This window comes from Pseudomonas sp. Sample_22 (assembly GCF_004307635.1).
GTDB lineage: Bacteria > Pseudomonadota > Gammaproteobacteria > Pseudomonadales > Pseudomonadaceae > Aquipseudomonas.
Map to the genome: position 1 here is coordinate 18,104 of NZ_RCNY01000016.1, position 25,641 is coordinate 43,744.

Sequence of the window (25,641 nt, forward strand, 5' to 3'; positions counted from 1 at the left end):
ATCAGTTGATGATTTACGAAGGTAAAGCCATCACGGTTAAGGCTCTTGAAAGTGGCATCGTCGAATTGAAATTCGACCTCAAGGGTGAGTCCGTCAACAAGTTCAACCGTCTAACCCTGAACGAACTGCGTCAGGCCGTAGACACCATCAAGGCAGATGCTTCGATCAAGGGTGTGATCGTCAGCAGTGGCAAGGACGTTTTCATCGTCGGCGCCGACATCACCGAATTTGTCGACAACTTCAAGCTGCCGGATGCAGAGCTTGTTGCAGGCAACCTCGAAGCCAACAAGATTTTCAGCGATTTCGAAGACCTCAACGTCCCGACAGTGGTTGCCATCAACGGCATCGCGTTGGGTGGTGGTCTGGAAATGTGCCTGGCGGCGGACTACCGCGTCATGTCCACCAAGGCCAAGATCGGTCTGCCGGAAGTCAAGCTGGGCATCTACCCGGGCTTCGGCGGCACTGTGCGTCTGCCGCGCCTGATCGGTGCCGACAACGCCATCGAGTGGATTGCCGCTGGCAAGGAAAACCGTCCGGAAGACGCGCTCAAAGTCGGCGCAGTGGACGCAGTAGTTGCCCCTGAGAAGCTGCAGGAAGCCGCACTTGAAATGATCAAGCGCGCCATTTCCGGCGAGTTCGACTACAAGGCCAAGCGCCAGCCGAAGCTTGAAAAGCTCAAGCTGAACGCCATTGAACAAATGATGGCTTTCGAAACCGCCAAAGGTTTCGTGGCAGGTCAAGCCGGCCCGAACTACCCGGCGCCGGTTGAGGCGATCAAGACTATCCAGAAAGCCGCGAACTTCGGTCGCGAAAAGGCGCTGGAAGTCGAGGCTGCTGGTTTCGTCAAACTGGCCAAGACCTCTGCCGCGCAGAGCTTGATCGGTCTGTTCCTGAACGATCAGGAACTGAAGAAAAAGGCCAAGGCCTACGACGAAATCGCCAAGGACGTGAAGCAGGCCGCCGTTCTGGGCGCCGGCATCATGGGTGGCGGTATCGCCTATCAATCGGCGTCCAAAGGCACGCCGATCCTGATGAAAGACATCAACGAAGCCGGGATCGAGCAAGGTCTGGCCGAAGCCGCCAAGCTGCTGGTTGGCCGTGTTGATAAAGGCCGCATGACCGCCGCGAAAATGGCTGAAGTGCTCAACGGCATCCGTCCAACCCTGTCTTACGGCGACTTCGGTCACGTGGATCTGGTGGTGGAAGCGGTTGTCGAGAACCCTAAAGTCAAGCAAGCCGTTCTGGCGGAAGTTGAAGACAAGGTCAAAGAGGACACCATCCTCGCCTCGAACACGTCGACCATTTCCATCACCTTGCTGGCCAAAGCCCTCAAGCGCCCGGAAAACTTCGTCGGCATGCACTTCTTCAACCCGGTGCACATGATGCCGCTGGTTGAAGTGATCCGTGGCGAGAAGTCCAGCGAGCTGGCTGTTGCCACCACCGTTGCCTACGCCAAGAAAATGGGCAAGAACCCGATCGTCGTCAATGACTGCCCGGGCTTCCTGGTCAACCGTGTACTGTTCCCGTACTTCGGCGGTTTCGCCAAGCTGGTCAGCGCCGGTGTGGACTTCGTGCGTATCGACAAAGTCATGGAGAAGTTCGGCTGGCCAATGGGCCCGGCGTACCTGATGGACGTGGTCGGCATCGACACCGGCCACCACGGTCGCGACGTGATGGCTGAAGGCTTCCCGGACCGCATGAAAGACGACCGTCGCTCGGCCGTTGACGTGCTCTACGAAGCCAAGCGCCTGGGCCAGAAGAACGGCAAGGGCTTCTACGCCTACGAGACCGACAAGAAGGGCAAGCAGAAGAAGGTGGCCGACCCGTCGGTGCTGGAAGTGCTCAAGCCAATCGTTTTCGAACAGCGTGAAGTCACCGACGAAGACATCATCAACTGGATGATGATCCCGTTGTGCCTGGAAACCGTGCGTTGCCTGGAAGACGGCATTGTCGAAACCGCCGCCGAAGCCGACATGGGTCTGGTCTACGGTATTGGTTTCCCTCCATTCCGTGGCGGTGCATTGCGCTACATCGACTCGATCGGTGTTGCACAGTTCGTAGCCCTGGCTGACCAGTACGCTGATTTGGGCGCGCTGTACCACCCGACCGCGAAGCTGCGCGAAATGGCCAAAAACGGCCAGAGCTTCTTCGGTTAAGCGCCCCCAACTAGAGTGAGAGTGAACTTATGAGCTTGAATCCTAGAGACGTCGTGATTGTCGACTTCGGTCGTACTCCGATGGGCCGCTCCAAGGGCGGCATGCACCGTAACACCCGCGCCGAAGACATGTCGGCGCACCTGATCAGCAAACTGCTGGAACGTAACGTCAAGGTTGACCCGAGCGAAGTCGAAGACGTGATCTGGGGCTGTGTGAACCAGACGCTGGAGCAGGGCTGGAACATCGCGCGCATGGCGTCGCTGATGACCCAGATCCCGCACACGTCGGCCGGCCAGACGGTCAGCCGTCTGTGTGGTTCGTCGATGAGCGCGCTGCACACCGCTGCGCAAGCGATCATGACCGGCAATGGTGACGTGTTCGTCGTCGGCGGCGTCGAGCACATGGGTCACGTGAGCATGATGCACGGTGTCGATCCGAACCCGCACATGTCGCTGTACGCGGCGAAAGCCTCGGGCATGATGGGCCTGACCGCTGAAATGCTGGGCAAAATGCACGGCATCACTCGCGAGCAACAGGACGCTTTCGGCGTGCGCTCCCACCAACTCGCCCATAAGGCGACCGTGGAAGGCAAGTTCAAAGACGAAATCATCCCGATGCAGGGCTACGACGAAAACGGTTTCCTGAAAACCTTCGACTACGACGAAACCATTCGTCCGGAAACCACCCTGGAAAGCCTGGCGGCTCTCAAGCCAGCGTTCAATCCGAAGGGCGGCACCGTGACAGCCGGTACTTCGTCGCAGATCACCGACGGTGCCTCGTGCATGATCGTGATGTCGGCGCAACGTGCTCAGGACCTGGGCATTCAGCCTTTGGCTGTGATTCGTTCGATGGCAGTGGCAGGTGTGGACCCGGCGATCATGGGCTATGGTCCAGTACCGGCCACACAGAAAGCACTGAAGCGCGCGGGCCTTGGCATCAACGATATCGACTTCTTCGAGCTCAACGAAGCTTTCGCCGCACAGGCCTTGCCAGTGTTGAAAGATCTGAAAGTGCTCGACAAGATGAACGAGAAGGTTAACCTGCACGGCGGCGCGATCGCCCTGGGTCACCCGTTTGGTTGCTCCGGTGCGCGTATCTCCGGCACTTTGCTCAACGTGATGAAGCAAAATGGCGGCAACCTCGGGGTCGCCACCATGTGCATTGGTCTCGGCCAAGGCATCTCCACCGTCTTCGAACGCGTTTAAGCGTCTCGTTGATGGAAGCCGGGGCCAAGTGCCCCGGTTTTTGTTTTTCCGGATTTATTTTGTTTTTATTTTGAAAAAATTTGAGTGAGGGCCAAAGCATGCCGATACAACCAGGGCTCTACCAACATTACAAAGGTCCGCAGTACCGCGTTTTCAGTGTTGCGCGGCATTCGGAAACCGAAGAAGAAGTGGTCTTCTACCAAGCCCTGTATGGCGATTACGGCTTTTGGGTGCGTCCCTTGAGCATGTTCCTGGAGTCCGTCGAGGTTGACGGCGAACAGGTGCCACGCTTTGCTTTGGTGCAGGCCGAAGAAAGCCTTTTTACCAAGCCATAAGCTGAGTGCGCGCAAAACCCTGCGCTTGACCTCACCTTGTTGCCACTATATATAGCGGTGCCGCGTCAGGCGCCAACCGCCTTTCACTTCTCGAATTCAGGAATTTTCTGATCCATGGGCAAATCGCTGGTCATTGTGGAATCCCCGGCTAAGGCCAAGACCATCAACAAGTATTTGGGCAACGAATACGTGGTGAAGTCGAGTATCGGCCATATCCGAGACCTGCCCACCAGCGGTTCGGCTAGCGCCAGCAAAGAGCCCGCCGCCAAGCGCGGCAAGGCTGCTGCGGGCGAAGCGCCGGCCTTGTCGCCCAAAGAAAAGGCGCGCAAGCAGCTGGTTGCCCGCATGGGGGTCGATCCCGAGCATGGCTGGAAAGCCAAGTACGAGATCCTTCCGGGCAAGGAAAAGGTCATCGAAGAGCTGCGCAGGCTCGCCAAGGATGCTGACACCATCTATCTCGCAACCGACTTGGATCGCGAGGGGGAAGCCATTGCCTGGCACCTGCGCGAAGCCATCGGTGGTGACGACAGCCGCTACAAGCGTGTGGTGTTCAACGAAATCACCAAGAAGGCGATTCAGGAAGCCTTCTCCCAGCCGGGTGAACTCGACATCGACCGTGTCAACGCCCAGCAGGCGCGTCGTTTCCTCGATCGCGTCGTGGGTTACATGGTTTCGCCGCTGCTGTGGGCCAAGATCGCCCGTGGTCTGTCGGCCGGTCGTGTGCAATCGGTTGCGGTGAAACTGGTGGTTGAGCGTGAGCGCGAGATCCGTGCGTTCATCCCGGAAGAGTACTGGGAAGTTCACGCCGACCTCGGCACCGCCAAAGGCGCCACTGTGCGTTTCGACGTCGCTCGCGAAAAGGGCGAAGCCTTCAAGCCGCTCAACGAAGCCCAGGCCATGGCCGCGCTGGAGAAGCTCAAGGCGTCCAGCTACAGCATCGTCAAGCGCGAAGACAAGCCGACCAGCAGCAAGCCGTCGGCACCGTTCATCACGTCCACCCTGCAGCAGGCCGCAAGCAACCGGCTGGGCTTCGGCGTGAAGAAAACCATGATGATGGCCCAGCGTCTGTACGAAGCCGGCTACATCACTTACATGCGTACCGACTCCACCAACCTGTCGACCGATGCCGTGGCGATGGCGCGGACCTACATTGAAGGTGAGTTCGGCAAGAAGTATCTGCCGGAAACTCCGAACGTCTACAGCAGCAAGGAAGGCGCACAAGAGGCTCACGAAGCGATTCGTCCATCTGACGCCAATACCGAGCCAAGCAAGCTGTCGGGCATGGAGCGTGACGCTGAGCGTCTCTACGAGCTGATCTGGCGCCAGTTCCTCGCTTGCCAGATGCTCCCGGCGCAGTACCTGTCCACCACCGTGACTGTCGGGGCTGGCGATTTCGAATTGCGCGCCAAGGGCCGTATTCTCAAGTTCGACGGTTACACCCGCGTCATGCCACAAATCGCCAAGCCAGGTGATGACGATGTGCTGCCGGACATGGCCCAGGGTGATGCGATGAAGCTGATCAAGCTTGATCCGACCCAACACTTCACCAAGCCGCCGGCGCGTTACTCGGAAGCCAGCCTGGTAAAAGAAATGGAAAAACGCGGCATCGGTCGTCCTTCGACCTACGCTGCGATCATTTCGACCATCCAGGACCGCGGCTACGTGGCGCTGCACAACCGTCGCTTCTACTCGGAAAAGATGGGTGACATCGTCACCGAGCGTCTGGCCGAGAGCTTCTCCAACCTGATGGACTACGGCTTCACCGCCGGCATGGAAGAGCATCTCGATGACGTGGCCCAGGGCGAACGCGACTGGAAAAACGTGCTCGACGAGTTCTACGGTGACTTCAAGAAAAAACTCGAAGTGGCTGAAAGTCCGGAAAGCGGCATGCGTGCCAACCAGCCGGTGATGACTGACATTCCGTGCACCACCTGCGGCCGTCCGATGCAGATTCGTACCGCGTCGACCGGTGTATTCCTCGGTTGCTCGGGCTACAGCCTGCCGCCGAAAGAGCGCTGCAAGGCCACCGTCAACCTGGTGCCGGGCGACGAAATCGCTGCGGACGACGAGGGTGAGTCGGAATCGCTGGTCCTGCGCGGCAAGCATCGCTGCCCGATCTGCAGCACCGCGATGGATGCCTATCTGCTCGATGAAAAGCGCAAGTTGCACATCTGCGGTAACAACCCGGACTGCGATGGTTACGAAATCGAAGAGGGTACTTATCGCATCAAGGGTTACGAAGGCCCGAGCCTGGAATGCGACAAATGCGGCAGTGAGATGCAACTCAAGACTGGCCGTTTCGGCAAGTTCTTCGGTTGCACCAACCCGACCTGCAAGAACACTCGCAAGCTGCTGAAGAGCGGTGACGCGGCGCCGCCGAAGATGGACCCGGTGAAGATGCCTGAGCTGAAATGCGAAAAGGTCAACGACACCTACATCCTGCGCGACGGTGCTTCCGGGTTGTTCCTTGCGGCCAGTCAGTTCCCGAAAAACCGCGAGACCCGTGCTCCTCTGGTCATGGAAATCATCCCGCACAAGGATGAGATCGATCCGAAGTACCACTTCCTGTGCGAAGCACCGAAGAAAGACCCGGACGGTCTGCCAGCGGTAATCCGCTACAGCCGCAAGACCAAGGAGCAATACGTCCAGACCGAAGTCGACGGCAAACCGACGGGCTGGAAAGCGTTCTACGACGGCGGCAAGTGGAAAGTCGAAGACAAGCGTCCGACTGCGAAGGCGTAAATCGTCGGGTACTGAAAAGGCCGCATGACAAACCTAGGGTTTTCATGCGGCCTTTTTGTTTTGTGCTTGCGGTCGGATCGAGTGATCCACGACACTGTCCGACCTGCATCAAGCAATTATTTCGTTGTGGAGGCTGCCGTCATGGCCCACGAACTCTATACCCGTACCAACCAGAAAATTTACTTCGCCGGCCTGTCGCTAGAAGCTCTCGCCAAGGCTGAAGAGGGACGAGCGATGAACTCCCTGGCGCTGATTCAGGCCGGACGCGAATCGGCGCTGTTTCACTTGTATGGGGCGCTGTTGGGGTTGTGTCATGAGATTGCCGGTTTCTATCGCTTGCCTCAAGCCAATGCGTCCCGGGCCGAGTCGTTGCTGACTCGTGAAGTGCTGGACAGCATTGCCATCCCGGAAATGGCGGAGATGGTTGAACTGGCCAACAACCCGGAAACCTGGTTGGCCAAGCTGCTGGCGGCCCACGCGGCGCTGTTTCAACCCCCGCGTGCACCGCACAAGCCTAAAGGCGACGTGACTCAGCCTTTGATCCTGGCGGTAAATCTCGATGAAGAGCAAGCGCCTCAAGAGCTGAGTCGTGAGGAGTTGGAGAGCTGGCGTCAGAATCTGAAGGGGTTGGCGATCCGCTTTCGTGAAGGCCTGAACGAGTGCTGACAGAAACAGTTTCGGGATGGCATCTGGTCAAGATCCCGAGCGAAGCATGGCCGATGCCTATATAATCCCCGCCTTTCGTGGAGAACAAACCTTTATGCCAACGTCCTTTCTAGAAATTGTTGAGTTACCAGACGGCCGTATCGAGCTGCGAAGGGCTGAGGACGAGGGTTCTCTGGTTACTTTGGATTTCTCCGAGGATGCCAAGGCGTTCCTGCAAGGCCAGCATGTAGAAGTTGCCAAGGCGATGTTGAGTGTCGGCGTGCAGATGGCTGGACGCCTGGTGGAAGGTGAATTCGACAAGGAAGAGGGTTCGCGGGTCCTTCATTGATCCCGTCTGTCGGTTTTTCACATTTCGATTCATATCGGCTTCTCTGTCCTTGGAGAAGCCCGGCGCGGCCCGAGTGGGCGCCACTTTCCAGTTAACCCAATCGAATATTCAAACTTTGCGCATCCCCGGTTCGAGCAGCGCTGATCAACTGATGCCGCGACGCTGAACTCAGTGGGTTCAACCAACTGACAACCGTATGACTGCGACCAAGGCGAAGGGCCTCGCAGGTCAGCTGCTGGGCGCTCTGTGTGCCACGTGGTTGCAACAGCAGAATGCGTTCGCGATTAAGTCCGGCATCCCGTAACCAGGCCTGGGTCAGGCTGGCAGGCGGGGCAATCAGTGTGAGCCAGCGGGCATCCTGTTCCTCGCTCAACTCCCTGAGAATCGGCGCCAGAAGGTTCAGGCAGTTCCCGGCAGCACCACGCAGAGACAATTCACTGAAGACTTCCGGGTCGGTGCTCCACGGCGACTCGACCACTTCTTTCAGTATTGGCTCCAGCGGCGGCGCCATGAACGCTTCGAACAGCAGAGGCAGTTGGGCTTGCTGTGGTGTGTGTGGGAACTGCATAAAGCCTCCTTTAGCGGCGAATTACGCCAACACTCAAGCCTTCGATCACCAGTTCCTGATCTTTAAGGTTCACTTCGATAGGCGCAAATTCCGGGTTTTCTGCAATCAGCCAGACCTTGCTGCCATCGCGCTTGAAGCGTTTGACGGTCACTTCGTCACCGATCCGCGCAACCACGATCTGGCCGTTGCGGGCTTCGCGAGTGGTATGGACCGCCAGCAAGTCGCCGTCGAAAATGCCGACGTCTTTCATGCTCATGCCATGAACCCGCAGCAGATAATCAGCCCGGGGGTGGAAGAACGCCGGGTTGATGTTGCAGGATTCTTCGACGTGCTGTTGGGCAAGGATTGGCGCTCCGGCTGCAACCCGGCCAATGATTGGCAGGGTAGAATCGTCGGCCTTGGCTTCGAAACCGGGAATGCGAATGCCGCGGGAAGCACCGGGGGTCATCTCGATAGCGCCTTTGCGAGCCAGCGCCTTGAGGTGTTCTTCCGCCGCGTTGGGCGATTTGAAACCCAGTTCCTGAGCGATTTCCGCACGGGTTGGCGGGTAGCCGTTGTCTTCAAGGCAGCGTTTGATGAAGGCCAGAATCTCGGCTTGGCGTGGCGTCAGCTTTAGCATATTGATCGCTCTGTCTTTTTATACAGTGACTGGGATTATATACAGTGAAACGGTCTTGGCAATGCCCCTTTTTTTACTGCCCGCCAGACGGTCGATAAGCCAATGGATTGAAGCTTTGCCGTTGTATGGTTAAATATCTGACTGACCGTTCCCAAAACGGACTGCCAGGCTTGACAAGGCACAGGCTGAAACGTATGTTTCAAACAAGTGTTTGTCAGGCGGAGTAGCCATGGCCCAGTCGGAAACCGTTGAACGCATCCTTGATGCTGCCGAGCAGTTGTTCGCGGAAAAAGGTTTCGCTGAAACCTCGTTGCGTCTGATCACCAGCAAGGCCGGTGTCAATCTGGCGGCGGTGAACTATCACTTCGGATCGAAGAAGGCGCTGATCCAAGCGGTTTTCTCACGATTCCTCGGGCCGTTCTGCATCAGTCTCGATAAAGAGCTTGAGCGTCGTCAGGCCAAGCCTGAAAACAAGCCGACGCTCGAAGAACTCCTGGAAATCCTCGTCGAGCAAGCGCTGGTGGTCCAGCCTCGCAGCGGTAACGATCTGTCCATCTTCATGCGTTTGCTGGGTCTGGCGTTCAGTCAGAGCCAGGGGCATTTGCGTCGCTACCTGGAAGACATGTACGGCAAGGTGTTCCGCCGTTACATGATGCTGGTCAATGAAGCTGCGCCGCGTATCCCACCGATCGAGCTGTTCTGGCGCGTGCACTTCATGCTGGGTGCGGCAGCCTTCAGCATGTCCGGGATCAAGGCCTTGCGCGCCATTGCCGAGACCGATTTTGGTGTGAACACCTCCATCGAGCAGGTCATGCGCCTGATGGTGCCGTTCCTCGCCGCCGGCATGCGTGCCGAATCAGGTGTCACCGACACCGCCATGGCTACCGCACAATTGCGTCCGCGCAGCAAATCGACACCGGTTGCCGCCAAGGTTTGACCGCTTACGGGTGGGCGCGGCTGCTTACATCCGCTAAGCTAGCCGCCCATGCCGACTCTCGTTCTGCTCCCGCTGCCAAATAATGTCGCCGATCAACCGGGCACTGCCTGCGGTGGCGATTTCGCGCGAGCCGGGTTTATCGTTATCAAGGAATCTCTATGACTGCTGGCCTGCAAGGCTCGTTGATGGTGGACGTCGCCGGTACCTGGCTGACGGCTGAAGATCGCCAACTGTTGCGTCAACCTGAAGTGGGTGGCCTGATCATTTTTGCCCGCAACATCGAGCATCCGCGCCAGGTGCGGGAACTGAGCGCAGCGATTCGTGCCGTTCGTCCTGACCTGCTTTTGGCGGTGGATCAGGAGGGCGGACGAGTTCAGCGACTGCGTCAGGGATTCGTTCGGTTGCCCGCCATGCGTGCGATCGCCGATAACCCGAATGCCGAATTCCTGGCCGAACAGTGCGGCTGGATCATGGCCACCGAAGTCCTTGCCGTTGGCCTGGACTTGAGCTTTGCACCGGTGCTTGACCTTGATTACCAGCGCAGTGCAGTAGTGGGTACACGCTCGTTCGAAGGTGATCCCGAGCGTGCAGCGCTGTTGGCTGGCGCGTTCATTCGCGGTATGAACAGCGCCGGCATGGCGGCCACCGGCAAGCATTTCCCTGGCCACGGTTGGGCTGAGGCGGACTCCCATGTCGCAATTCCGAACGATGAACGCAGTCTTGACGACATCCGTGCCAACGACCTGGTGCCGTTCGCCAGATTGAGCAAGCAATTGGCCGCTGTCATGCCGGCCCACGTGATTTACCCGCAAGTCGATTCCCAGCCTGCGGGCTTCTCCCGTCGCTGGTTGCAGGACATCCTGCGCGGTGAGTTGCAGTTCGATGGTGTGATTTTCAGCGACGACCTGTCCATGGCAGGCGCCCATGTGGTGGGCGATGCCGCGAGTCGCATTGAGGCGGCGCTGACGGCGGGTTGCGACATGGGCCTGGTGTGCAACGATCGTGCTGCGGCCGAGTTGGCCCTGAGTGCCGCGCAAAGGCTGAAGGTCAAGCCCTCCGCACGCATCGCTCGGATGCGCGGGCACTCGTTCGCGAGCACTGAATATCGTCAGGATCCACGCTGGCTGGCTGCCGTCGGAGCGCTCAAAGAAGCTCAATTGATTGGTTGACGACTGAATCGAATAGCCCCCCATCGCTAGCGGGCTCGCTCCCACATTTTGATTTTTGCTTGGCTTTGATATTGAAGCCGACATGAATCACTGTTGGCGCGAACCTTCTCGCGAGGAGGGGGAGTTGAGCTGCTGAAAATCTCAGCGCTTCTCCAGCTTATCCGGCAACGGCGCAAACAACGCTTCGATATCATCGCTCTGCAGTTTCCAGTCCCCAGCCTGACGCCCGTCCAGTACCCCCGCCGCAAGGTCGGATTTTTCCTTCTGCAGGTGCTGAATCTTCTCTTCGACCGTGCCGCGTGCAATCAGCTTGTAGACGAAAACCGGCTTTTCCTGGCCGATACGATAGGCGCGGTCAGTTGCCTGATTTTCCGTCGCCGGGTTCCACCACGGATCGTAATGAATCACGGTGTCCGCTTCCGTCAGGTTCAAGCCGACCCCACCTGCTTTCAAGCTGATCAGAAAAATCTGACGCTTGCCGCTTTGAAAATCTTTCACGGGTGTGCGTCGGTCGCGGGTCTGGCCCGTCAATAACGCGTAGTCCACCCCGCGTTTTTTCAGTTCGTCTTCGATGAGCGACAACATTGAAGTGAACTGCGAGAACAGCAGAATCCTTCGGCCTTCCTCAAACAATTCTTCGAGCATTTCCATCAGGCTGTCGAGCTTGCCTGACGTGCTGCCGCGCGTCGGTAGGGTGGCGTCGTTGACCAGGCGCAAATCACAGCACACCTGGCGCAGCTTCAACAGCGCCTCAAGAATGATGATCTGGCTGCGAGCCACGCCTTTGCGGGTGATCTCGTCGCGGACTTTCTTGTCCATGGCCAGGCGCATGGTTTCGTACATGTCGCGCTGGGCTTCGTTGAGTTCGACCCAGTGGATGATTTCGGTTTTCGGCGGCAGTTCGGTAGCGACCTGTTCCTTGGTTCGGCGTAACAGGAAAGGTTTGATCCGACCGTTGAGGTGCTGAAGTCTTACTTCGCTGGTGCGCTTTTCAATCGGCACTCGATAATCACGATTGAAACTTTTCACGTCGCCGAGCCAGCCTGGCAGCAGGAAGTGAAACAGCGACCACAGCTCACCCAAGTGGTTTTCCAGCGGGGTGCCACTCAGGCACAAGCGCTGACGGGCGTTCAGTTCCCGGGCCGCTTGTGCAGCCTTGCTGTTCGGGTTCTTGATGTATTGCGCTTCGTCCAGCACCAGTACATGCAGCGGCTGTGCGGCTAGACGGTCAACATCCTTGGGCAGCAAGGCGTAGGTGGTCAGGATCAGGTCGTAATCCGCCAGATGCTCGAAATGCTTTTTGCGGCTGGCGCCATACAAAGCCAGGACCTTGAGCTGCGGCGTAAAGTGCGCCGCCTCGTCGAGCCAGTTGGGAATCAGGCTGGTTGGCATCACCACCATGCACGGGCGGTCGAGGCGACCGGCAATTTTTTCGGTGAGCACATGCGCCAGGGTTTGCAGGGTTTTACCCAGGCCCATGTCGTCCGCGAGAATCCCGCCCACCTCCAGTTGCCGCAGCGATTGCATCCAGCTCAAGCCTTCAAGCTGATAGGGGCGCAACGTTGCGTTCAAGCCTTCGGGGACGGTGGCGGTGTAATCCTTGATGTCGCGCAGACGCTGGGCAAAGGTGCGGATCTGCTCGCCACCTTCCCAGAGCAAGGGCAGGTCTTCCAGCGGATTCAGGCGCGTGGCGTCGGCCTTGCTCAGGCGTAAGGTGGTTTCGCCCGGCTCTTGCAGATAGAACTCGCCGAGCGTTGCCAGCACCGGTTTCAAGCGACCGAAAGGCAGGGCGACTTGCAGGGGGCCGTACTCGGAATTCGGCCGGTTTGGAATGTTCACCAGGATCAGTTCGTCGTCACGACGCCGAGCCAGACGTTCCGGGTTGAGAAGCTCGGTGTGCGAGCGCATCAGGTTCAGCAGGATGGGCAGCAGGCTCAGTCGCTCGCCGTTGACGATGATGCCCAGTTCCAGATCGAACCAGTCCCGTTCCGGTGTTTGCTCGACCGTGGCGTACCAGTCATCCACGGCCGTCAGGTCGAAGCCGAAGTCCTCGTTGATCTGCAGCTCCCAGCCCTGGGTTCGAAGCTTGGGCAGATCGTTGAGGGTGAAGGTCAGCCAGGCGCTGTCATTGACCATCTCGAACAGCTCGCCGGCGCTTTCCGGCAGGGCCTTGCTCTGCCGGGTGGCGATTTTGAAACCGAGGATCCGTAGCTGTTCACGGTAGGACTGTTCCACTTCCGGCTGACGTTTTATCCGTAGCGTCTGTGTTTCCTGGCGAATCAGGATGTCAGTGTTTTTCTGCCCGCTAACGTATTCGTCCAGATAGCTGAAAGACAGCGCAGCGCGATGCTGGATGTAGCGCTGCATCCGTCCATTGCGCGGCTCGAAGGCACTGAACTCTATGCTCGCCAGCCACAGGCGCGGCACTGGCTGCACGTTGTCCACCATGACTTGCGGCGGGGCCTTGGGGCTACGGTTTTCCAGCACGGCTTGAAGTTTTTCCAGGAGTTCGGCGTCTTTGGCGGCAGCGGGGTAGGCGAGGGTCTCCTGTACTTGCAGCAGTACCGCAGCGCAGTGTTTGCAGTTGCTGTGAACCGGACAGGAGCAGATGGCATCGACCATCAGCAGGGTGCCTTTGGCCGACTCACGCAGGCGAATGGTCTGACGGTAAACGTTACCGCCAGAGCCTTCGCAAGCCGCGATGATGGTGGCGTCGCCGGCTTCGACGATCCTGACGCGATTTTCCAGTGCGTAGCGGCGGCCACGCTCCAGGCTCTGTTCCTTGAATCGGCTGACCCAGGAAGGTGCCAGGGGTTTGCTCAGGGTCGCGGACATGAGGACTTCAATCAGTCAGGGACGACTTCAGGGGCTTCCCGCGGGGCGGGCGCCGTCAATGAAGTGATCTTGATCAGCAGGCCGAGGTGGCCGGCGTCGAGGAAGTTCAGTTGGCCGTTTTTGGTATGACTTTCCTGTTTCAGGCGTTCGCTGGCGGTCACCAGGCCATCGGCGTTGAACTGATTGACCCAGAAGTCGGCGTCAACATCGGTGAGGCGCCCCAGTTTTAGATCGAGGGTGCCTTCGATAGGGAACTGACCGAACTGCTCCTTGCCATCGCTGATCGCCACCTTGACCGGTGTTTCTCCCAGCGTCTGCTGCCATGCTTTATGCATCAGGACGCTGTAGTCGTTACTGGCGGTGAGCTTTTCCACTTCTGGATTGAGGCTCGGCGTGCGAAAGCTGTCAGGGTCGATGCGCTTGGCGCCGGCATCCCAGTCTTCCGGTGCGGCACGGCTGACAATCGCCGGCACGGCGTTTTGACGGACCAGAATCATTTCGACCTGATACAGGTCATCGGCAAACGCCGTAGGTGCGACCAAAGTCATCAGCAGGGTCAGTGAGCGAAACAGGCGCATGCGGCGTCCTTCAAGCAGTTTTCGGAATGAGGCGCTCGAACAGCGCCTCTACAGTATTAAAGCGCTCTTCCGGGCGCTCCATCGGAACCTGGAACTTGAACATCGTGGCTCCTTCGAACTTGTAGCGTTTTGGCTGGCTCTGGATCAGTTTGATCAGGGTCAGCGGGTCCACCGGCGTTTGTGTCGCGAATTCAATGCGCCCCCCTTGTGGGCCGCCATCGACTTTCTTGATGCCCAACAACTCGGCCTGCAATTTCAGGGCGGTGATGCGCATCAGGTTCTTGGTGGGTTCCGGCAGCAAACCGAAACGATCGATCATTTCCACCTGCAAATCCTTGAGACCTTCCTCGTCGGTGGCCGAGGCAATGCGCTTGTAGAGAATCAGGCGGGCGTGAACGTCCGGCAGATAGTCTTCGGGAATCAACGCCGGTACGCGCAAGTTGACTTCCGGGCCACCACCCAAAGGTTGATCGAGGTTCGGCTGCTCGCCCTTGCGGATCGACTTCACCGCGCGTTCGAGCATTTCCATGTACAGCGTGAAACCGACTGCCTGGATCTGCCCGCTTTGTCCGTCGCCGAGCAGTTCGCCGGCGCCTCGGATCTCCAGGTCGTTGGTGGCGAGCACGAAGCCCGCGCCGAGGTCTTGGGTGTTGGCGATCGCTTCCAGGCGCTTTTCCGCGTCCGCGGTGATTTGCTGGCGCGGCGGCGTCAGCAGGTAGGCGTACGCCTGGTGGTGACTGCGACCGACCCGGCCGCGCAACTGGTGCAGCTGGGCCAGGCCGAACTTGTCGGCACGCTCGATGATGATGGTGTTGGCGCTCGGCACGTCGATGCCGGTCTCGATGATGGTCGAGGCGATCAGCACGTTGAAGCGCTTGTGGTAGAAGTCGCTCATCACCTGTTCGAGTTCGCGTTCGCGCATCTGCCCGTGACCGATGCCGATCCTTGCTTCCGGCACCAGCTCAGCCAGTTCGGCGGCGCATTTTTCAATGGTTTTCACGTCGTTGTGCAGGTAATAGACCTGGCCGCCACGCAGCAGCTCACGCAGCAGGGCTTCTTTGACCGTGCTCTTGTTCTGCTCCATGACAAACGTGCGCACCGACAGGCGTCGGGCCGGTGGCGTGGCAATGATCGACAGGTCGCGCATGCCCGATACCGCCATGTTCAGCGTGCGCGGAATCGGCGTGGCGGTCAGCGTGAGAATGTCGACTTCGCTGCGCAGGGCCTTGAGCTGTTCTTTCTGGCGCACACCGAATCGGTGTTCTTCGTCGATGATCACCAGCCCCAGGTTTTTGATTTTTACATCGTCGGACAGCAGCTTGTGTGTGCCGATGACGATGTCGATCTTGCCTTCGGCGAGATCCGCCACTGCCGCGTTCACTTCCTTGGCCGACTTGAAGCGGCTCATGACTTCCACGGTCACCGGCCAGTCGGCGAAGCGGTCGCGGAAGCTGTTGTAATGCTGTTGGGCGAGCAGGGTGGTCGGCACCAGAATCGCTACCTGGCGACCGCCATGCACGGCGATGAACGCGGCGCGCATCGCCACTTCGGTCTTGCCGAAACCCACGTCACCGCAGACCAGTCGGTCCATCGGTTTTGGCGCGAGCATGTCTTCGCGCACGGCTTCGATGGTGGTTTGCTGGTCGGGGGTTTCTTCGAAAGGGAAACCGGCGCTGAAGGTGGCGTAATCGGCTTTCGGGTCAGCAAAGGCATAGCCTTCGCGGGCGGCACGGCGGGCATAGATGTCGAGCAGCTCGGCTGCGACATCGCGTACTTGCTCGGCAGCCTTGCGCTTGGCTTTCTGCCAGGTCTCGGAGCCGAGGCGATGCAGTGGGGCGAGGGCGTCGTCGCTGCCGGTGTAGCGGGCGATCAAGTGCAGGTTGGCCACCGGCACGTAGAGCTTGGCGCCCTCGGCGTACTCCAGAGCGAGGAATTCGGCGGCCTGGCTGTCGATTTCCAGTGTCGCGAGGCCGAGATAGCGCCCGACGCCGTGGTCGATATGCACTACAGGGGCGCCTTCACGCAGCTCGGTGAGGTTCTTGATGACGGCGTCGTTGTTGGCGTCGGCGCGCTTTTCGCGGCGCCGACGCTGCATCACGCGCTGACCGAACAGCGGGCTTTCGGCCACCAGCGCCAAGGCTGGATCGTCCAGCAACAAACCTTCATCCAGCGGTGCGATGGTGATTGCCAGGCGTTCTTTACCGGCGACGAAGTCCGGCCAGCTATCGACGGTTTTTGGTCGCAGCTTCAAACGCTCAAGCAGTTCCAGCAGCACTTCGCGACGGCCGGCGGATTCCGCGGTAAACAGCACACGGCCCGGGAACTGATCGAGGAAGCCCGCCAGTGCCGCCAGCGGTTGGGTTGCCTTGGCTTCGATCGCCAGGTTCGGCAACTCCCGGGCGGGGAAGCGTTCGCGGCCAGCGCCGCTTTCTACATCCTGTTGACTGGCCACTACGCGCGGCCAGTTTTTCAGGCGTGCGAAGCAATCTTCAACCGGCAGGAACAGTTCAGCGGGCGGTAATAAAGGACGGGACGGGTCGACGCGGCGTTCTTCATAGCGATTGCGCACGTCGTTCCAGAAGTTCTCCGCGGCTTGTTCGATGCCGGGCAGCGAGAACACTTGCGTGTCCTGGGGCAGGTAATCGAACAGGGTCGAGGTTTCTTCAAAAAACAGTGGCAGGTAGTACTCGATGCCGGCGGGAGTGATGCCGCTGCTCAGGTCCTGGAAGATCGGGCAGCGCCGGAAATCGACATCGAAGCGTTCGCGAAAGCGCGCCTTGAAGCGAGTGACCGCTTCTTTTTGCAGCGGAAATTCCTTGGCCGGCAGCAGCTTGACCGAATCGACCTTGTCGATGGAGCGTTGGTTCTCCGGGTCAAAGGTGCGCAGGGTTTCGATTTCATCGTCGAACAGGTCGATGCGATACGGCAGTTTGCTGCCCATCGGGAACAAATCGATCAGCGAACCGCGCACGGTGAATTCGCCGTGTTCGTACACGGTATCGACATAGCGATAACCGCTGGCTTCAAGCCGGGTGCGCATTTGCTCGACGTCAAGCTTTTGCCCGACATCCAGCACCAGGCTGCTGCCCAGCAGGAAGGTGGTCGGCGCCAGGCGATGCAGGGCCGTGGTGATCGGCACCACCAGCACGCCATGGCTCAATTCCGGAAGCCGGTACAGGCTGGCGATGCGCTGGGAAATGATGTCCTGGTGCGGCGAGAACAGATCGTAGGGCAACGTTTCCCAATCGGGGAAATGCAGCACAGGTAAATCCGGGGCGAAGAACCCCAGCTCCTGTTCCAGTCGTTCGGCACTTTGGCTGTCGGCTGTAAGCAGCAGGGTGAAGCGCTTGGCAGCGCTGGCGGCCTCGGCAATGGCCAGGCTCAGGGCGGCACCGGGCAGGTTGCCCCAGTGCTGTTTACCTGCCGCGGCAGGGAGAAGCGGTAGACGCAGAACGGGCACGGAAGGTTGAGCTCCAAGCGTTGCGACAAAGTCGGTAATTGTAGCGGCCCGGAGTGCCGCCTGTCAGTTGCAGACTGTGTCTATTACGCAGGTTTGGTGAAATGTAGTGGTAAAGACAAAATACCGTGGTTTTTTAACGGAAAAATCCAATTATGTAGTGGTAAAACGTCAGGGTGTTACGGAGGGTTACGGACAAGGTAACGATATCTCCAAAAAATTGACTCTTCTGAAAGCCCCGGTTTTACTGGGCTTTAGCGCTGCGCAATTTTTTTGAACAGGAAAATGTTACGGGTCGCACGACAGGCGCGCATTGCTACACGCGTCACTCGGCGGCATAATGTAGCCCCTTTTTTCTGCCCCTACATGTGGAAGGTTCCCGTGACTCAGAAGCCCGACCAGTGTCTTGGTGAATGGATCGACCGTGAAGCACTCGCAGAAGCGATGATTCCGCTTATCGGTCAGCTCTACCGCAATAACAACGTGGTGAGCTCGATCTATGGCCGCAGCCTGATCAATCGTTCAGTCATTGCGATTCTCAAAGCTCACCGCTTTGCTCGTCACCGTCAGTCCGACGATTCCGAGCTGTCCGTCCACGAAACATTCCCGCTGATCAAAGCGATGAGCGAGCTCAAGCTCGGCGCCGCTTCGGTTGACCTGGGCAAGCTGGCGGCCAAATTCAAGGCCGAAGGCAAAGACCGTACTGCCGAGCAGTTCGTTCGTGAAGAACTGGCTGACGTGGTTGGCCAGCAGAACGCTTCCGCCCGCAAAGGCACTGACGTTGTCCTGTACGGCTTCGGTCGTATCGGCCGTCTGCTGGCGCGCATCCTGATCGAGAAAACCGGTGGTGGCGACGGCCTGCGCCTGCGCGCCATCGTTGTCCGCAAGGGCGCCGAGAACGATCTGGTCAAGCGTGCCAGCCTGCTGCGTCGTGACTCGGTTCATGGCCCGTTCGATGGCACCATCACCATTGATGAAGCCAACAACACCATCACCGCCAACGGCAACCTGATCCAGGTTATCTACGCCAAGAGCCCGGCCGAAGTCGACTACACCCAGTACGGCATCGAAAACGCGCTGATCGTCGACAACACCGGTGTATGGCGTGACGCCGATGGCCTGGGCCAGCACCTGGCCTGCCCGGGCGCTGCCCGCGTGATCCTCACCGCACCTGGCAAGGGTGCGCTGAAGAACATCGTGCACGGCATCAACCACGGCGACATCACCCCTGATGACAAGATCATCTCGGCGGCTTCCTGCACCACCAATGCCATCGTGCCGGTGCTCAAGGCAGTCAACGACAAGTTTGGCATCGTCAATGGCCACGTCGAAACCGTTCACTCGTTCACCAACGACCAGAACCTGATCGACAACTTCCACAAGGGCAGCCGTCGTGGCCGCGCCGCGCCGCTGAATATGGTTATCACCGAGACCGGTGCTGCCACAGCGGCTGCCAAGGCATTGCCAGTGTTGAAGGGCAAGCTGACCGGTAACGCGATTCGCGTTCCTACGCCAAACGTGTCGATGGCGATCCTGAACCTGAATCTGGAAAAAGCCACCACGCGCGAAGAGATCAACGAATACCTGCGCCAGATGGCCATGCATTCGGATCTGCACAAGCAGATCGACTACGTCAGCTCTCAGGAAGTGGTTTCCACCGACTTCGTTGGCTCTCGCCACGCAGGCGTTGTGGACGCTGAAGCGACCATCACCCAAGACAACCGCGTTGTACTGTACGTTTGGTACGACAACGAATTCGGTTACAGCTGCCAGGTGGTTCGCGTGATGGAAGACATGGCCGGTGTAAACCCGCCAGCATTCCCGCGCTAAGCTTTAGCTGCAGATGAAAACGCCCCGGCTTTGGTCGGGGCGTTTTTGTTTGTGCAGTGTCTGGAAGGGCAGGCAGGGCAGCCCTTGCAGGGACATGCATAATGATGGGCTCTGGCGCGGTGTCAGGGGATGTCTTCGGGAGCGTCGGGCTTGTTGAAAAGTTGGCATTGGGTTCATCTGCTGTTGTTCGGGGCATTAGCGGGCTGCAGCAATGGCGACGCCATGCAAAGCTTTGGCGGCCAGACCATGGGCAGCACGTATTCGATCAAATACGTTCGTCACGTCGGTATTCCCGCTCTGGCAGAGGTGCGGGTCGAAGTCGAAAAGATCCTGGCCGAAGTGGACCGGCAAATGTCGACCTACCGCAGCGACTCCGATATCGAACGCTTCAACCGGTTGCCCGTCGACAGTTGTCAGAAAATGCCCGCGCCGGTTCTCGAATTGGTTCGCGTCGGCGAGCAGCTGTCAGAGCAAAGTGAAGGTTCGTTCGATTTGACCGTGGAGCCGCTGCTCAATCTCTGGGGCTTCGGCCCCCAGGCTCGCGAGGAAAAAGTCCCGACGGCGCAAGCGCTTGCCGAAGTGCGGCAGCGCGTGGGATATGCCCATCTGCGTATCGACGGCGACCAGTTGTGCAAGAACGCCGCCGTCGAGGTCGACTTCAACAGTATCGCCGCCGGTTATGCGGTGGACACGATTGCCGCACGACTCGAGGCGATGGGCATCCACGACTATCTCGCCGAGGTCACGGGTGAACTCAAAGCCTCCGGCAACAAGGCCGACGGTTCGCCATGGCGCATCGCACTGGAAGAACCACGAGATAATCAGCAGGTGGTGGAGCGCATTGTCTCCATCGACGGTTACGGCCTGTCCACTTCCGGCGACTACCGCCATTATTTCGAGCAGGATGGAAAGCGTTATTCCCACACCTTCGATGCCCGCACCGGTACACCGGTCGCACACACACTGGCGTCGGTCACAGTGATTCATCCTTCGGCGTTGATGGCCGATGGCTTATCGACGCTGTTGTTGATACTCGGCCCGGAGCGCGGTTGGGATTACGCGGAAAGACACGGTATCGGCGCATTTTTTGTGATCCGTGCCGATACAGGTTTCGTCACACGTACCAGTCACGCTTTTGAACGCATCAACGCTGGAAAAACCGAATGACTGCGGCGCTTCAAGCACTGAAAAGTGGCGTTGTAGTGCAGGCAAAACTAGCCTACGACGCGACCAAGGGTTAATGTGCGCGGCGTTGACGCTTCTATAGACTGTGTCCGGGTTCTGCACTGGCCCCAAATTGTTCCTTCATGCCACAGATTGGCGTGATTTAGCCGCAGGTGCCGATGGCGCCACGGCCTGTTCTGAGGAGTACGCATGGCTGTCTACAACTACGACGTGGTGGTGTTGGGTTCCGGCCCGGCGGGAGAAGGCGCGGCAATGAACGCCGCCAAAGCAGGGCGCAAGGTGGCGATGGTTGATAGCCGTCGCCAGGTCGGCGGCAACTGCACTCACTTGGGCACCATCCCGTCCAAGGCACTGCGTCACTCGGTCCGGCAGATCATGCAGTTCAACACCAACCCGATGTTCCGGGCCATTGGTGAGCCGCGCTGGTTCTCGTTCCCGGACGTCCTGAAAAGCGCCGAAAAAGTCATCTCCAAACAAGTCGCCTCGCGCACCGGCTACTACGCCCGTAATCGCGTCGACGTGTTCTTCGGCACCGGCAGCTTCGCCGACGAGCAAACCATCGAAGTGGTCTGCGCCAATGGCGTGGTCGAGAAACTGGTGGCCAAGCACATCATCATCGCCACCGGCTCGCGTCCGTATCGCCCGGCGGACATCGATTTCCACCACCCGCGTATCTACGATAGCGACACCATCCTCAGCCTCGGCCACACCCCGCGCAAACTCATCGTTTATGGCGCCGGCGTGATCGGTTGCGAATACGCCTCGATCTTCAGTGGTCTGGGTGTATTGGTTGAACTGGTGGACAACCGTGGCCAGTTGTTGAGCTTCCTCGACTCGGAAATTTCCCAGGCGTTGAGCTACCACTTCAGCAACAACAACATCACGGTTCGCCACAACGAAGACTACGACCGCGTCGAAGGCGTGGACAACGGCGTGATCCTGCACCTCAAGTCCGGCAAGAAGATCAAGGCCGATGCCTTGCTCTGGTGCAATGGCCGTACTGGCAACACCGATCAGCTCGGTCTGGAAAACATTGGCGTGAAGGTCAATGGCCGTGGCCAGATCGAAGTCGATGAAAATTACCGCACCGGCATCCAGAACATTTATGGCGCCGGTGACGTGATCGGCTGGCCGAGCCTGGCCAGTGCCGCCCATGACCAGGGCCGTTCCGCTGCGGGCAGTATCGTCGACAATGGCAGCTGGCGTTTCGTCAACGACGTGCCGACCGGCATCTACACCATTCCGGAGATCAGCTCGATCGGCAAGAACGAGCAAGAGCTGACCCAGGCCAAGGTGCCGTACGAAGTGGGCAAGGCGTTTTTCAAGAGCATGGCGCGTGCGCAGATCGCCGGCGAGCCGCAAGGCATGCTGAAGATCCTGTTCCATCGCGAAACCCTGGAAGTGCTGGGCGTGCACTGCTTCGGTTATCAGGCCTCGGAGATCGTGCACATCGGCCAGGCGATCATGAACCAGCCGGGCGAACTCAATACCCTGAAGTATTTCGTCAACACCACGTTCAACTACCCGACCATGGCCGAAGCCTATCGGGTCGCGGCGTACGATGGCCTCAACCGGCTTTTTTGAGCGGCTCCGGCCGGTGGCCTGAGCCGGCCGGGGAGACCGATTTCAGCAATTCTCGAGCGTGGCAGTGGCCAAACCGGGAAAGTCTGTAATCAGGCTGTCAACGCCGAAGTCGGCGAGTCTGCGCATCAGCGCGGGCTCGTTGACTGTCCATACCGACACATGCAGCCCCTGGCGCTGCGCCTTTTGCAGGCGTTCCGGCGTACACAGGGTCCAGTTCAGCGCCAGAATCTCGCAGCCATAGCTTGCCGCGACCTTCAACGGGTCGAGCCAGGCGTACTCGGCCACCAGGCCACGGGAAACGTCCGGCACCAGGTCCAGCGCGGCCTTGAGCACTTCACGGGAGCTTGAGGTGATTGTCACCTTGTCCAGCAAACCATGACGTTGCGCCATTTCGCGGATCGCCAGAACGGTGGTCGCGGCGCGGGTGCGTGAGGCGCTTTTGACTTCCAGTTGCCAATGCTCGAAATCGCATTTTTCGAACAGCTCTTCCAGGGTCGGGATCGGGCACGGCTTGATCCAGCCAGGGCCACCCTTGCGCGCGTCATACGTCACCAGTTCGGCGGCCGTGTGCTCGGCTACCTTGCCGCGCCGGTCGGTGGTGCGTTTGAGCGTCGGGTCGTGGATGACCATCAACTCGCCGTCCTTGGACAGGTGCAAGTCCAGTTCGCAGCGGCGCACGCCGTGCTTGAGACATTCCTGAAAACTGGTCAGGGTATTTTCCGGTGCTTCGCCCTTGGCGCCGCGATGGCCGTAGATGAGGGTCACGGTTCTTCCTTAAATTAATTGCCTGATTCGAGTTGTTCGCGGGCCAGGCGTCGTTCCTGGGCCTGCTTTTGCAAGATATGCCGGGCCAACAGTTGCCGCTGGGCGTCGGTCAGGTGTTCGAATTCGGTGCCGACGTCAAAACCATCGCCCTTGCGGTCGCAATGAGTGACCCGAGCGCGCAGCAACAAACCCAAGGCTTGTGGCATCAGTACCAGCTTGACCGACAGGCGAGAGCCGGCGGCGATTGGCGTGGGGTGCTGGAAGTCGATGCCACCCTCGGAGATGATCACCGGCTGCGGTTCGCCAATTTGCCCGAGCACCGTCAGGGCGATGACCTGGCTCAGCAAATCGATGCGTTTGTTCTGGGACTTCAGGAACGCGGCGATGTTGCGGTCGCGCTCATTGATCTGGCGCAACAGGTGCTGCGACTCGAATTCGCTCAGGTGCAATTCGCTGAGCAGGTTGAAGAGTGGGGAAGCATCCTGCAACACTTCCTGGCCTGTGGCTTCGGTAGCGGACAGGGGCCGAATTTCCAGTGCGATCGTGTCCTCGATACGGTAGTATTCGCGGCGATCTTCTTCATCTAATGTCGACATGGCGAACCCATGGTAGCGGCGGTGGTCTGAGTGTAAAGCTGGTTATCGACCCCCGCCACAAGGACGTTCCTTTTCCCTCCGAACAAGCCCCGACATGTTCAGACCTCTCTTCGTATTTATCGGCACGCGTTACACCCGTGCAAAGCGTCGCAATCATTTTGTGTCATTCATTTCCCTGACTTCGATGATCGGGCTCGCCCTCGGCGTGGTCGTGATGATCGTCGTGCTGTCGGTCATGAATGGCTTCGATCATGAGATGCGCACCCGCGTGCTGGGCATGGTGCCCCACGCGACCATCGAATCCGGTGAAGCCATCAGCGACTGGCAAAGCCTGGCCGCCAAGGTCAAGCAGAACCCGCAGGTGACGGCCGTAGCGCCATTTACACAAATGCAGGGTTTGCTGACCAACAACGGCAAGGTCTCGAAAGTACTGCTCAATGCCATTGACCCGGCGCTGGAGCGTCAGGTGTCGATCATCGATCACTTCATGCAGCAGGGCAAACTCGACGACCTGGTGCCAGGCGAGTTCGGCATTGTCATCGGTGACAAGGCCGCGGCGAAACTCGGTGCGGCGGTTGGCGACAAGCTGACGTTCGTGGCGCCCGAAGTCACGGTGACCCCGGCCGGGATGTTCCCGCGCATGAAGCGCTTTACCGTGGTGGGCATCTTCCACGTTGGCGCGGGCGAACTCGATGGTTACCTGGGCATCACCAACCTTCAGGACCTGGCGCGCTTGCATCGCTGGAAACCGGATCAGGTCCAGGGCCTGCGCCTGAAGTTCGATGATCTGTTCCAGGCACCGCGTACCGCGTGGAATATTGCCCGGGAGCTCGGCGAGGATCATTTCTACGCCCGCGACTGGACGCGCACCCACGGCAACCTGTATCAGGCGATCCGCATGGAAAAAGCCATGATCGGCCTGTTGCTGCTGCTGATCGTTGCCGTCGCCGCTTTCAACATCATTTCCACCCTGGTGATGGTGGTGAACGACAAGAAGGGCGACATCGCGATCCTTCGCACGCTGGGTGCCACGCCGGGCACGATCATGCGCACTTTCATGGTGCAAGGCACGGTCATCGGTGTGGTCGGCACGGCGATCGGCGCGGTGGTCGGGATCTTCGCCGCGTTGAACGTCAGTGCCGCGATCTCCGCCCTCGAAGGCTTGATCGGGCACAAGTTTCTCAACGCCGACGTGTACTTCATTGATTATCTGCCGTCGCAGGTGCAGAGCCAGGACGTTGTGATGGTCTGCTCTGCGGCGTTGGTCCTGAGTTTTCTCGCCACCCTGTATCCAGCCTGGCGTGCCGCGCGCACCCAGCCTGCGGAGGCGCTACGTTATGAGTGAGTCGGGCATGAGTGAAAAAGCAATCTTGAGCTGCCGCAGCCTGGGCAAGTCCTACGAGGAAGGCCCGGAGTCGGTTGAGGTACTGGCCGGTCTGCAACTGGAGTTGCACCCGGGTGAGCGTGTAGCGATTGTCGGCAAGTCGGGTTCGGGCAAGAGTACCTTGCTCAATTTGCTGGGTGGTCTGGATACGCCGTCAACGGGCAGCGTCTGGCTCGACGGTGAAGAACTCTCGGCGCTGAGCGAGAAGAAGCGCGGTTTGCTGCGTAACCGCGCGCTTGGCTTCGTGTACCAGTTCCATCACTTGCTGCCGGAATTCACCGCGCTGGAAAACGTCTGCATGCCGCTGCTGATCGGCAAGACTGCGATCCCCGAAGCGCGCCAGCGTGCCACGGCGTTGCTGGAGCGGGTGGGGCTGGGGCATCGCCTGGAGCACAAACCGGCCGAGTTGTCCGGTGGCGAGCGGCAGCGCGTGGCGATTGCCCGGGCTCTGGTGAACAATCCGGGTCTGGTGATGCTCGATGAGCCGACCGGCAACCTCGATTCGCACACCGCCGAAGGCATTCAGGATTTGATGCTGGAACTCAGCACCTCGATGCGCACAGCGTTCCTGGTGGTGACCCACGACATGAACCTCGCCCGCCAGATGGACCGCGTCCTGCACTTGCAGGAAGGTTGCCTGACGCCCATCTGACGGATTGAAACCCGAGGCCTGAACAGGCCTCGGGTCTTTTATTTTTATAC

20 protein-coding genes are annotated in these 25,641 nt (G+C 59.1%); 13 read left to right on the top strand and 7 right to left on the bottom strand.

Translation table 11 applies throughout. The annotated features are described in order from the left end of the window. Positions 1 to 8: 8 nt before the first annotated feature. The 6 genes from fadB to D8U73_RS03200 all read left to right on the top strand — a co-directional run bounded on the left by fadB (position 9) and on the right by D8U73_RS03200 (position 7,432). Positions 9 to 2,156, top strand: coding sequence for a fatty acid oxidation complex subunit alpha FadB (fadB, locus tag D8U73_RS03175; RefSeq protein ID WP_056857015.1), 2,148 nt, complete (start codon positions 9 to 11; stop codon positions 2,154 to 2,156). 29 nt (positions 2,157 to 2,185) lie between these two features. Then, the gene (fadA, locus tag D8U73_RS03180) at positions 2,186 to 3,361 is read left to right on the top strand and encodes an acetyl-CoA C-acyltransferase FadA (protein WP_056857016.1); all 1,176 of its coding nucleotides are present in this window, start codon (positions 2,186 to 2,188) and stop codon (positions 3,359 to 3,361) included. 98 nt (positions 3,362 to 3,459) lie between these two features. Then, entirely contained in the window at positions 3,460 to 3,696 is a 237-nt protein-coding gene (locus D8U73_RS03185; protein WP_007986363.1) for a DUF1653 domain-containing protein, read from the top strand. 114 nt (positions 3,697 to 3,810) lie between these two features. Then, positions 3,811 to 6,438 (top strand): type I DNA topoisomerase, encoded by a 2,628-nt coding sequence (topA, locus tag D8U73_RS03190; protein WP_056857017.1) that lies wholly within the window; start codon positions 3,811 to 3,813, stop codon positions 6,436 to 6,438. Positions 6,439 to 6,579: 141 nt separating this feature from the next. Beyond that, entirely contained in the window at positions 6,580 to 7,104 is a 525-nt protein-coding gene (locus D8U73_RS03195) for a DUF6586 family protein (RefSeq protein ID WP_056857018.1), read from the top strand. 94 nt (positions 7,105 to 7,198) lie between these two features. Further along, a complete protein-coding gene (locus tag D8U73_RS03200) occupies positions 7,199 to 7,432 on the top strand; it encodes a hypothetical protein (protein ID WP_046041430.1) in 234 nt (77 codons plus the stop codon). Positions 7,433 to 7,523: 91 nt separating this feature from the next. Here the strand turns inward: D8U73_RS03200 and sulA are convergent, their stop codons facing one another. Then, entirely contained in the window at positions 7,524 to 8,000 is a 477-nt protein-coding gene (gene sulA, locus D8U73_RS03205; protein ID WP_056857019.1) for an SOS-induced cell division inhibitor SulA, read from the bottom strand. 10 nt (positions 8,001 to 8,010) lie between these two features. Continuing rightward, positions 8,011 to 8,619 (bottom strand): transcriptional repressor LexA, encoded by a 609-nt coding sequence (gene lexA / locus D8U73_RS03210; RefSeq protein WP_056857020.1) that lies wholly within the window; start codon positions 8,617 to 8,619, stop codon positions 8,011 to 8,013. Positions 8,620 to 8,848: 229 nt separating this feature from the next. Between lexA and D8U73_RS03215 the strand changes: the two genes are divergently transcribed. Then, positions 8,849 to 9,556: a TetR/AcrR family transcriptional regulator gene (locus D8U73_RS03215; protein ID WP_056857021.1), complete on the top strand. Its 708-nt coding sequence runs from the start codon at positions 8,849 to 8,851 to the stop codon at positions 9,554 to 9,556. 158 nt (positions 9,557 to 9,714) lie between these two features. Further along, entirely contained in the window at positions 9,715 to 10,725 is a 1,011-nt protein-coding gene (gene nagZ, locus D8U73_RS03220; RefSeq protein ID WP_130903720.1) for a beta-N-acetylhexosaminidase, read from the top strand. A gap of 141 nt (positions 10,726 to 10,866) precedes the next feature. On the opposite strand, the gene D8U73_RS03225 is transcribed toward nagZ, so the two are convergent. The 3 genes from D8U73_RS03225 to mfd are packed head-to-tail and all read right to left on the bottom strand — an operon-like array spanning position 10,867 to position 17,598. Further along, positions 10,867 to 13,560, bottom strand: coding sequence for a DEAD/DEAH box helicase (locus tag D8U73_RS03225; RefSeq protein WP_130903721.1), 2,694 nt, complete (start codon positions 13,558 to 13,560; stop codon positions 10,867 to 10,869). An 11-nt stretch (positions 13,561 to 13,571) separates the two neighbouring features. Continuing rightward, a complete protein-coding gene (locus D8U73_RS03230) occupies positions 13,572 to 14,138 on the bottom strand; it encodes a CsiV family protein (RefSeq protein WP_130903722.1) in 567 nt (188 codons plus the stop codon). 10 nt (positions 14,139 to 14,148) lie between these two features. Continuing rightward, positions 14,149 to 17,598 carry a transcription-repair coupling factor gene (gene mfd, locus D8U73_RS03235; protein WP_056857025.1) on the bottom strand — a complete coding sequence of 1,150 codons (3,450 nt, stop codon included), beginning with the start codon at positions 17,596 to 17,598 and terminating at the stop codon, positions 14,149 to 14,151. A 363-nt stretch (positions 17,599 to 17,961) separates the two neighbouring features. Between mfd and D8U73_RS03240 the strand changes: the two genes are divergently transcribed. The 3 genes from D8U73_RS03240 (at position 17,962) to sthA (ending at position 22,194) form a co-directional block, all read left to right on the top strand. Further along, positions 17,962 to 19,425, top strand: coding sequence for a glyceraldehyde-3-phosphate dehydrogenase (locus tag D8U73_RS03240; protein WP_056857026.1), 1,464 nt, complete (start codon positions 17,962 to 17,964; stop codon positions 19,423 to 19,425). Between the two features lie 222 nt (positions 19,426 to 19,647). Then, a complete protein-coding gene (locus tag D8U73_RS03245) occupies positions 19,648 to 20,592 on the top strand; it encodes an FAD:protein FMN transferase (protein ID WP_241668495.1) in 945 nt (314 codons plus the stop codon). A gap of 207 nt (positions 20,593 to 20,799) precedes the next feature. Beyond that, a complete protein-coding gene (gene sthA / locus D8U73_RS03250; RefSeq protein WP_053161582.1) occupies positions 20,800 to 22,194 on the top strand; it encodes a Si-specific NAD(P)(+) transhydrogenase in 1,395 nt (464 codons plus the stop codon). A 42-nt stretch (positions 22,195 to 22,236) separates the two neighbouring features. Here the strand turns inward: sthA and D8U73_RS03255 are convergent, their stop codons facing one another. Next, entirely contained in the window at positions 22,237 to 22,959 is a 723-nt protein-coding gene (locus D8U73_RS03255) for a glycerophosphodiester phosphodiesterase family protein (protein ID WP_056857028.1), read from the bottom strand. A gap of 14 nt (positions 22,960 to 22,973) precedes the next feature. Further along, on the bottom strand, positions 22,974 to 23,555 hold the full coding sequence (locus D8U73_RS03260) for a PilZ domain-containing protein (RefSeq protein ID WP_056857029.1): 582 nt from the start codon (positions 23,553 to 23,555) through the stop codon (positions 22,974 to 22,976). Positions 23,556 to 23,649: 94 nt separating this feature from the next. On the opposite strand from D8U73_RS03260, the gene D8U73_RS03265 reads away from it, so the two are divergent. Beyond that, positions 23,650 to 24,900, top strand: coding sequence for a lipoprotein-releasing ABC transporter permease subunit (locus D8U73_RS03265; RefSeq protein WP_056857030.1), 1,251 nt, complete (start codon positions 23,650 to 23,652; stop codon positions 24,898 to 24,900). 7 nt (positions 24,901 to 24,907) lie between these two features. Then, positions 24,908 to 25,591, top strand: coding sequence for a lipoprotein-releasing ABC transporter ATP-binding protein LolD (gene lolD / locus D8U73_RS03270; protein ID WP_177336614.1), 684 nt, complete (start codon positions 24,908 to 24,910; stop codon positions 25,589 to 25,591). Positions 25,592 to 25,641 lie beyond the last annotated feature (50 nt).